This window comes from Lysobacter sp. 1R34A (assembly GCF_051217035.1).
In the GTDB taxonomy this organism is placed as follows: domain Bacteria; phylum Pseudomonadota; class Gammaproteobacteria; order Xanthomonadales; family Xanthomonadaceae; genus Lysobacter.
On record NZ_JBPKJP010000178.1, the window covers coordinates 1 to 3,576 of the forward strand.

Consider the following 3,576-nt stretch of genomic DNA (forward strand, 5'->3'; position numbering starts at 1 on the left):
CTGAAACAGGCGTAGCGGCGCGAGTGAAAGCAGGGATCGAAGAATTCTCAACCACGACGAAAGTTCCTGAGGCCTGAAACAGGCGTAGCGGCGCGAGTGAAAGCAGGGATCACGGCGGAGGTTGTAGCCGGGACTGCGACGCCAGTAGCCCCCGGGACCGAAGAATTCTCAACCACGACGAAAGTCCCTGAGGCTTGAAAAGGGCAGAGCGACATCGATGGCAGTGGAGACCGAATCCTCAACCACGACCACCTTGCAGCCATAGCGCCCCACGGTAACCTGTCCCATCGCCGCATGGCACGACGACGCCCAAAAAGCAGAAAGGCCTCCGAAGAGGCCTTTCGCTCGCCGCGGCCGGTCAGGCCTTGGTGGTCTTCTTCTTCGTGCCGGGCTTGGCCGGGGCCGCGGTCGGCGCCGGGCCGGCATCGGCATAGATGATGTTTTCGACCTGACGGATCCGCGCCAGGGCCACGCCGGTCTGGGTGCGGAACTGGGCCAGCGCCGCGCCGCTGAGCGGTTCCGGCGGCGGCATCGTCACCGACAAGGGATTGCGGTGCACGCCGTTGATGCGGAATTCGTAATGCAGGTGCGGGCCGGTCGCCAGGCCGGAGCTGCCGACGTAGCCGATCACCGTGCCCTGGGCGACGTGCTGGCCCGGGCGGATCCGGCCGAAGTTCGACATGTGTCCGTACAGCGTGGTGTAGCCGCGGCCGTGGTCGAGGATCACCGCGCGGCCGTAGCCGCCCTTCCAGCCGACGAACTGCACGCGCGCATCGCCCGCGGCCATGATCGGCGTGCCGGTGCCCGCGCCGTAGTCGACGCCGGTGTGCATGCGGATGCGGCCCAGCACCGGGTGACGGCGCGAACCGAAGCCCGAGGTCAGGCGCGCATACGGGATCGGCATGCGGATGAAGCTCTTCTTCAGCGGGCGGCCGTCGCCGGTGAAGTACTCGGGCTTGCCGCCGCGTTCGAAGCGGAAGCCGGTGTGCAGGCGGCCTTCGCTGGTGAAGGTCGCCGCGAGCACCGGGCCGGTGCCGATCAGCTCGCCCTCGCGCCAAGTCTGCTCGACCACCACGCTGAAGCGGTCCTCGGCGCCGACGTCCTCGTTGAAGTCGATGTCGTACTTGAAGATGTCGTCGGTCAGGGTGTTGATGTTGGCCGGCGTCAGCCCGACCTTGCGCGCCGAGCGGAACAGCGACTTGCCGACCTTGCCGCTCAGGACCACGGTGCGGCGCTCGGTGGGACGGGCGATGATCTTCTGGGTAATCTTGTCGCCGGCGAGGCTCAGCTCGACGCGGTGGCTGTCGTCGCGATCGTAGCGGAAGGTGCGCAGGCTGCCGTTGACCGGCATGTCGAAGCCGAGCTCGGTCCCCGGCTTCATGCGCTTGAGGGCTTCCTTGGCGCCGGGCTGCTCGAGGATCTTGTGCATCGTCGAGGCCGGGATGTCGAGGTCCTCGAATACCGAGCCCAGGGTCTCGCCGCGGTTGATCCGCACCAGCTGCCAGCTGTCGCCGTGTTCGCCGCGGACGCGGGCGATCGGCAGCGGCGGCAGGGCCAGCGCCAAGGACTGGCGCGGCTCGTGCATGCGCACCGAGGCGGTCGACTGGCTGAAACCCGGCACGATGGCCGCAACCATCATGCCCAGGGTCGCGAACAGCGCGGCCTGCACCCACTGCCGGCCCGACCAGCGACCGTTGAATCCATCGGAAAGATGACGCGCCAGCACGGGGCGGCGCAACGCGGCTTCACGCAGGGCTTTCAGTCGTTCGCGACGTTGCGCGCTCACACTGGAAGCCTGCTCGGGTACTGTCATGGATGAATCCCTCGTCTGAGGTGTGAAGGCCGCGTAGCGGCGTTACCATAGTCACACGAGTAGTACGCGTCAAACCCTTGAGCTGAATGGGGTTTTTCTCCCCAGGCGGCCCAGTTTCGTTTAACCCCCAATTAACCTGAATCCGTGACCGAGTTCGCATTGCGGGCGCGGCCGCCTAGCGAGTCCCCACGTGTCCTCATCCGTACAAGAAGCCCTCGACCTGATCGCCCGCGGCGCCGACGAAATCCTCAAGCGCGAGGAGCTCGAAGCCCGCCTGACCGCATCGATGCAGGCCGGCGGCCGCCCGCTGCGCATCAAGGCCGGGTTCGACCCGACCGCGCCCGACCTGCACATCGGCCACACCGTCCTGCTCAACAAGATGCGGCAGTTCCAGGACCTGGGCCATCAGGTGATCTTCCTGATCGGCGACTTCACCGGGATGATCGGCGACCCGACCGGCAAGAACGTCACCCGCAAGCCGCTGACCCGCGAGGACGTGCTCGCCAATGCCCAGACCTACGCCGACCAGGTGTTCAAGGTGCTGGACAAGGAGCGCACCGAGGTCCGCTTCAATTCCGAATGGTTTGGCCAGATGAGCTCGGCCGACATGATCAAGCTCGCCGCCCAGCACACGGTCGCGCGCATGCTCGAGCGCGACGACTTCGCCAAGCGCTACGCCGCCCAGCAGCCGATCGCGATCCACGAATTCCTGTATCCCCTGGTGCAGGGCTACGACTCGGTGGCGCTGCAGTGCGACGTCGAGCTCGGCGGCACCGACCAGAAATTCAATCTGTTGATGGGCCGCGGCCTGCAGGAGCACCACGGCCAGCCGGCCCAGATCGTCCTGACCATGCCGCTGCTGGAGGGGCTGGACGGCGTCAACAAGATGTCCAAGTCGCTCGGCAACTACATCGGCATCAACGAGCCGGCGATCGACATCGTCACCAAGACGATGAAGATCGACGACGTGCTGATGTGGCGCTGGATCGACCTGTTGAGCTTCGAGATCGGCATCGCCGAGGCGGCGCGGCTCAAGGAGGAGATCGCCGCCGGCCAGCTCAACCCGCGCGACCTCAAGATGCGCCTGGCGCGCGAACTGGCGGCGCGTTTCCACGGGGCGCAGGCCGCCGAGCAGGCCATGGCCGGCTGGAACGCGGCGGTGCGCGGGGAGGGCGATATCGCCTCCCTGCCGCTCACCGACGTCGGCGTGCCGGCCGAGGGGCTGCGCATCGCCGCCCTGCTGGTGGCGGCCGGGTTGATGCCGAGCAATGCCGAGGGCAACCGCAAGCTCAAGGAGCGTGCGGTCAAGGTCGACGGCCAGGTCGTGGAAGACCCCCAGCAGGTGTTTACCCCCGGTTTCGAAGGCGTGCTGGCGGTGGGCAAGCGCAATTTCGCCCGGGTTCGCCTGGTGGGGCCGGCAGAAAAGTGAAGGTAGAGGGTAAGGAGCGAGTGGAAGCCCCATTCGCTTCTCACTCGTCACTCGCTTCTCGTCCCTCGTTCTTCGCTGTCACGCCCGCCCCATAAGGCTTTCGGCCGCGGCCACCAAAATCCCTATTCATTTTTTCCGAAATCGCTTCCCAAGCCCTGTTCATGTATGCATAATGCGCGGCCCCGCTGAGCGGATGCATCGATCGGCGGGGACGCGCAGAAGCGGCGGTTTGGACAGGTGTTGACGGTCTGAAACATTGCTGTAAGATGCGCGGCCCGCCAACCGGTTTGTAAGGTTGTCGGGGCGCGGAAAACGGCGGTTTCGATGAGTGTTG

At 66.0% G+C, this 3,576-nt stretch carries 3 protein-coding genes; 1 reads left to right on the forward strand and 2 read right to left on the reverse strand.

Annotated features, from left to right (window positions below; all coding sequences use genetic code 11):
* Positions 1–358: 358 nt before the first annotated feature.
* On the reverse strand, positions 359–1,813 hold the full coding sequence (locus tag ACSAMQ_RS20165) for a peptidoglycan DD-metalloendopeptidase family protein (RefSeq protein ID WP_435397367.1): 1,455 nt from the start codon (positions 1,811–1,813) through the stop codon (positions 359–361).
* A gap of 190 nt (positions 1,814–2,003) precedes the next feature.
* Between ACSAMQ_RS20165 and tyrS the strand changes: the two genes are divergently transcribed.
* Positions 2,004–3,242, forward strand: a complete 1,239-nt coding sequence (gene tyrS / locus ACSAMQ_RS20170; protein ID WP_435397368.1) for a tyrosine--tRNA ligase — start codon at positions 2,004–2,006, stop codon at positions 3,240–3,242.
* 122 nt (positions 3,243–3,364) lie between these two features.
* Here tyrS and ACSAMQ_RS20175 read toward each other — a convergent pair.
* On the reverse strand, positions 3,365–3,576 hold a 212-nt coding region (locus ACSAMQ_RS20175; RefSeq protein WP_435397369.1), incomplete at its 5' end, for a hypothetical protein.

What these genes read in the sequence shown, in the direction of transcription:
- ACSAMQ_RS20165 (WP_435397367.1), bottom strand. Translation starts at nt 1,813, where the DNA reads ATGACAGTACCCGAGCAGGCTTCCAGTGTGAGCGCGCAACGTCGCGAA.